Raw genomic sequence first — 5,481 nt, 5'->3', positions numbered from 1 at the left:
CGATCCGCAGTGGGCTGCGAAAATGATCGATGCGAGTCGGATCGCAAGCGACGATATCGAAACGCACGAAGCGATTTGCCGCTGGATTCTGCAGAGTGTGCTGGTCCCCGACGGTCATGTTCAGCTGGTCAACGAGGCACGTGATTACTGCGTGGCGATCGCCTTTGATCCCAACTACGACGCAACGTTGCGGAAACAACTGCGTGACCGTCTGCGGGAAGTGACACTCTCGGATGATCCCCTGATCTCACCGATGTTTTGGTTGGGCAATTGGGTCTGGGAAACGGAAGGCGGTTGGACCGGCGAACTGATCTTCGACCTCTGCAAACAATTGATTGCCGACGATGAAACAGAACCGGTTGATTTGTCCGCCGCACTAGCGGTCCTGCGGCTGAAACAGGACAAACATCTTGAATTTGCGTCGCGCGTCAGTGGTGATAAATCGTTGACCGAGGCAATCGTCAAACGATTTGAAGAAACGAACCGCCTGGAATGGAGCAATGCGTATCCGCCACTCGGCGATCCCTACTTCAACGGGCACACCCCCGGTCAATTCGCGGTGCGGAATTATCCGGAGAGCTGGGTCTCACACATCAGTGTCAGCACGACGCGTGATTTCCGGCACTCCGATCCGATCGTGGAATTATTGCGATTGGTGCGGCCATTGCGATTGGCCAAAACACTCACCCCGCAACTGGAACGGCTGCAGAAAGAAACGGCGGACGGTTACAACGCGGTGCAACAACTGTTCAAACAGAGCGACCTGAGCGTCGTTTCAGTCGATTGGGAATCGATGACGCCCGCACAAGTCCGTTGGAAGCGGAGCAAAGTGGAATCCAACGAACTCACGACGGATGACCTGCCCACTCGCCAAGACTGGTTCGATGCGTATGTCCACATCCACGCCAGCGATTTGCTCAGTCAGTAGTCATGCATGCCTTACAACGCCGTTTCGGCGGCGATCTTTCGGTAGGTTTCGATCGCCCGGTCGTACGTCTCTCGCGCTTCGGGGCGTTCATCTTCGGCGATGAATCGCTCGCGGTTTTTCCATAGCAAGTGAATCGTCTCCTCGCACCAACGGGCACTGGCGCGGGACGCCCGAATCGGCTTGCCGGCGACGATCACGTTGACGGGGTTGGTGTGCAGTTGGGGAAACTGACGCAGCGCCACCCAGCTGCTCTGTTTGATCGGGATGCGGAAATGCAGGTCGTGAATCTGGCCATCGGCGGGAATTTCACGTGAATCGACGACGTTGCCGTTGACGATGATCTCCACCATACGGTTCCCGCCTCGCTGGATTCCGGACTCTCGCGGCGCGTGCAACAGTCGCGTGTCTCCGACGACCCGGCGTCCGCCCGACGGCATGATTCCGCCGTACGCGACCGCATTGGGCTGTTCGGCCGCGAACGCGACTTTGGCTTCGATCGACACCGACGCGGGGACGTCCAGTGTTACATCGTTGTTGCCCGGCGTCTGACCATCGACGGAGAACTGCAACGCGTGTGCAAATCCATCGGACACATAAGACTGGCCTCGTCGCAACCCTTCGCACCAGCTGTCAAAATTAAAGTTCTGGGGATCGCCCAATTGAACATACACCCGCCCTTGACCGACTCGCCGGCTGCTCATGCAGGGGAAATCGGTTTCGCCACTCAGTTTCAATGGGAACCCGCAATTGAGCAGGTGATACCAGGTGTTCCATTCCGGGATGCGTTCGGTGTCCATCGCGCTGATGAAATCGCAAACGCCCTCGGCCGTGCTGACGCAGATTTCCATCGCGCCGGCGCCGTTCATTTCCGGTACGCACCAATTGGGGATCTCATCAGCCGCCGCGTCGATCGTTTGGGCGAGTTCGCTCAAGTCCAGCTTTCCATTGCCGTCGATGTCCGTTTTGGGAAACGGTTTTGGCAGCAGCGCGTCTGACGTTTCCGCACGGCTCAGGAACTGGTCCTGATCACGATCGTAGCGCCGGATCATCCGCTGGGCCGCGGCGCCGGGATTGACGTGCATCGCCGAGTGCGGGTAGCCGGTCACGCCGCCTTGCTGTTTAGCCCAACGCATGACGGGAACCGTCCACGTCGGCCAGCCCTTCTCCTTGGTGCCGCCGGATCCGGGATAGGTCTGGTCGTCTAGCCGCAACAGGCAAACGTGTCCGAGCGCCGCCGAGCCGAAGCCGCTGATTTCCAAGTCATACTTCAGGATCGTCGTCGGCTCACTGACCGTGTCGGCGATCGGTGAAAAGTAACGGCGTTGGTACTCAAAGCACGGCCCCCAAGTGAGCACGCAACCGACGTTCAATCCTTCACCCTTGACCTGGGCGAACATGTCGCGGGGCGTCACGCCTTGGGTCGGGTTGTCGTAATGCGAACACCCCGCTCCATGGATGTGGTGGTCGCCGCAATAAAACCCGAACGCCATCGGGTTGACCCAGCGCTGAAGTTGCAACGACAGTTCATCGATGGATGGATCCTGCAACGCAACGGTTGTCGTGACGTTCTTGTACTCCGGGCCTCGGTTGTAGGTCACTTCCAATTCCACGTTGGGCAGCAAAACGGTCTCGCCGTCGCCGCGATAGATCTGTGGCTGGAAGAAAAAATCGGGGGCGAGCCGTTTCATTTGGGGCGGATACACATGCCCCAGTTTGTCGCGAAACGTCAATCGCGCGGTCGTCGGCGCGCCGTCAATATCTTTGATCCGCAGCGTCAGCGGTTGGGCCGGCCGGACGTCAAACAAGACGGGCAACTCACCGCGGAACCCGATGTCTTGGGTGCCGGCCCCGACGTCAAACCCGATCGTCGCTTCGCGTTGACCGCTTTCGCTGCAATAGATCATCGCCAACGCGTACTCGACTTCCAGACCGCTCAACTGCGCTGACATCGGTTGGGCGTTGTACATTTCCAGTTCCAGGAAACGATCGGTGGCGCGATCGGTGTTTTCGTTTTCTTTGAGTTCGGTTTGCGCCTGACGCTTCAAGATCGCTTCCGCCGCACCGGCATAAACCGGTCCGGCTTGGGGACTCATGATGCGTAGCGAACGGGTCACCGTGCTGTTGTTGAGCACCTTGACGATGTGACAGGTGTAACCGGCTTGCTGCAGTTTCGCCGTTGCCGGCCCACGTGCAACCTTGACACGCACCTCCGGATTCAACGAGACGACGAACAGCACGTGGTCGTCGAGGATTTCTTGCAGCGCCGCAGCATCACGCTGTTTCGCGGCGGCCCGAAGTGAACGGGCGATCTCGTCATCGAGCGGCTGTCCCAGGTATTCCAGTGCCTCGATCAACCGCGTGATGTTGGCGCCCAGGGGTTGCCCGTCGACGGGCACCGTGGGCACGGAGTCTGCCGCGAACGACGTGACCGTAACGATCGCCGAGCACAGCGCAATCATGATCGCTTTCATGTGATTCCACCTGATTAGGGTTGATCGGCCAAACGCTTGAGTTCGCTTTGGATCTCGTCGCCTTCGTAAAACCACAATCCGCCGCTGACGGTGACCGTCTGGTCGGGTTCACAGTCGGGAAAGATCGGGTCGGAGTGGATGCAGGGCACCGGCGGGTTGGTCCAGACACGGTGGTTCGGTTGCCACGCCGTGATGATCCAGCGGTTTGAGTTTTCGGCACCAATCGCGACAAAGGGCGGTGCCGTCACGCTCTCAAGTTGCTCCTGTGCGTTGAACCCGACGGCACCCTTGAGCATCACACAGACTTGGACGCGCAATCCCGTCAATTTTTCCCGGGTGCCGTTGGTCAGTTTTAATTCCATCTTGGCTGCACCGGCTTGTTCGGTCACATGACTTTCGATCACGATCCCACCGGGCAGCTTTCGCTGGACGTTCAGCGTGTCGCCATCGCGTGACCATTCCAAGCGTGGCAGATCGATGTCTTGCTCGGTCCAGATCGTCGGGATGTGTTCGTGTGCCAAATAGGTCAGCCCCAGATTCGAGAACACCGCTTCGGGCACATCGACGACCACGTAGCCTCCGTCGGCCCAGGGGGTGAACACGCTGACCTTCGTTTCACGTTGCGGCCGAATCGCTCCGTCGAGAAACCCGATCCGCGGATGTCGGCCACCGGGATAGGGCAAGATGCGGAATCCGGATTGGGGCCGTTCGTCGGCGCGCCGCTGCATCGCGGTGACGACGTCTGCGGTTGACAGTCCGGTCGCCCGCCTGACTTCATCGACGTCAAAGCGGTGATCGAGGATCATGTTGTCCAGCCAGCGTTCGAGTGGTTGTCCTTCGGATTGTCTCGCCTCGGCCGCCACGTCGGCCGTATCGTCGTGCACGTCCAGAGATTGATAGAACGCCAGCGCTCGCTCGTATTCTTGCATCGCGGCATCGGGAACGATGCCCCGACTGCGACGCATTTCGTTTTCGACCCGAGAGATCAGGTAACGTTTCTCATGGGCCATCGGGCGAACGGGGGCATCGCCGATCTCGACGTACCAGGGTGCCGAGTGGACGAATCGCGATTGCCCGTCCTCGTGGGGTTCCCAAAACCGGACCGCAAACCATCCCGATCGTTTCGGCAAGACGTCGATGGAAAACGCCGATCGAAAGGCTCCATCGGACGTGACTTGGTTTTGCGGTCGAAGCAGTGTTTCTGGGCGACCGTTGATCAGCAGTTCCCCGTAGGACAACTTGGTCTGCGAGAGAATGTCGATCGCGAGCGGAATCGTTTGTGGTTCGCTGAATCGGAAAACGTGTCCGGGATCTTGTCCTGCGGCGTGGGCGTACAGCATCGGCCCCGTCGTGACGAACGACCGCCCCGCCTTCAATCCCCGCATCCAGCCTTCGAACTCAAATCCGTCGGGTTGGTGCACGTAAACGCGACCGAACCCTGCCGGAACCGGATGCACTCCGTTGGCGGTTCCGGCTGAGGGTGGCATGCGAAAACCACAATTCAGCAGCGTGTAGTACATACCCAAGGTGTAGTCGATCCACTGACGATGCCCCCCTTCGCTGGCACCGTGAGGAGGCTGCATGTACGCGGGGGCGGACGTGTTCCATTTCCGAAAGGCGAATTCGGTTCGCCAAACGTGGTTGTTGGACAATTCGTACAACGCATCGGGCACGATCGTTGGCAACACCATCGCGAACGGCCAATCCAATTTGTCCATGTCGAACAACACGCCCGGGTCGCTGGACCGGACCGATTCGACGACCGGTCGCCATGGGGGCACGCCTGTTTCCAGCCCGTTTCGATGTCCGAGCACGAACAACGCACCGAGGGTGTGTCGCTGTCCGGCGGCGGTGAAGATTTCGTATTCGGTATTGCGCGGCCAAATCACATGCGTCGGATCGACGACGACTAACCCATCGGGGATGTCCGTCAGGTTTTTGTTTCCTGCACGCGGTGCCTGGTCGGCGATCGTCACCCAGTTCGTCAGCGGCAATGCGACATTCAAGTCTTCCGCGACGATCACATTCTTCAGTTCATCGATCGTGCGGTGCAGGTGCGTGTCCCCGGAATACCAACCGCGG

General features: G+C 59.2%; 3 protein-coding genes. 1 reads left to right on the top strand and 2 read right to left on the bottom strand.

Going from position 1 to position 5,481, the window contains the following annotated elements; genetic code table 11:
* The coding region (locus tag ABX749_RS19880) for a hypothetical protein (RefSeq protein ID WP_372897507.1) at window positions 1–928 on the top strand (928 nt) is incomplete at its 5' end.
* A gap of 11 nt (window positions 929–939) precedes the next feature.
* Here the strand turns inward: ABX749_RS19880 and ABX749_RS19875 are convergent.
* Window positions 940–3,399: a CehA/McbA family metallohydrolase gene (locus tag ABX749_RS19875; protein ID WP_372897506.1), complete on the bottom strand. Its 2,460-nt coding sequence runs from the start codon at window positions 3,397–3,399 to the stop codon at window positions 940–942.
* Window positions 3,400–3,413: 14 nt separating this feature from the next.
* On the bottom strand, window positions 3,414–5,481 hold a 2,068-nt coding region (locus ABX749_RS19870), incomplete at its 5' end, for a hypothetical protein (RefSeq protein ID WP_372897505.1).

Origin of the sequence: Stieleria sp. (assembly GCF_041595215.1) — a bacterium.
Classification (GTDB): domain Bacteria; phylum Planctomycetota; class Planctomycetia; order Pirellulales; family Pirellulaceae; genus Stieleria; species Stieleria magnilauensis.
Note: the sequence above shows the minus strand (reverse complement) of the source record. Positions and strands in the feature narration are given on the sequence as shown.